Origin of the sequence: Streptomyces sp. GbtcB7 (assembly GCF_019091445.1) — a bacterium.
GTDB lineage: Bacteria > Actinomycetota > Actinomycetes > Streptomycetales > Streptomycetaceae > Streptomyces > Streptomyces mirabilis.
In genome coordinates this window covers 1-253 of sequence record NZ_JAGXJM010000417.1, presented here as the reverse complement: position 1 = coordinate 253, position 253 = coordinate 1, and the positions used below count along the sequence as shown (strand labels likewise).

General features: G+C 73.5%; 1 pseudogene. It reads right to left on the bottom strand.

Annotated features, from left to right (window positions below):
• A pseudogene (locus KVT44_RS56410) lies at positions 1 to 253 on the bottom strand (cytochrome d ubiquinol oxidase subunit II); the annotation flags it as partial.

Sequence of the window (253 nt, the reverse complement as noted above, 5' to 3'; positions counted from 1 at the left end):
CCACCCGTCGCGCTCCCGCAGGTTGGCCACGGCGGAGCCGATCAGGGCGAGCGCGGCGGCGACGCCGCATCCGATCACCGCCGCCAGTGCGGGGGCGTCGCGGTCCATCGCGATCGCCGTGGTCCAGACGACCGTCCCGGCCGCGAAGAGGATCGTCGGGATCGCCACGCGACGGGCCAGGGCGTGGGCGTCCTCCTTCACCCGGCCGTCGGCCTTCAGCCCGACGAAGTACAGACCGTGCAGGAAGAAGAGC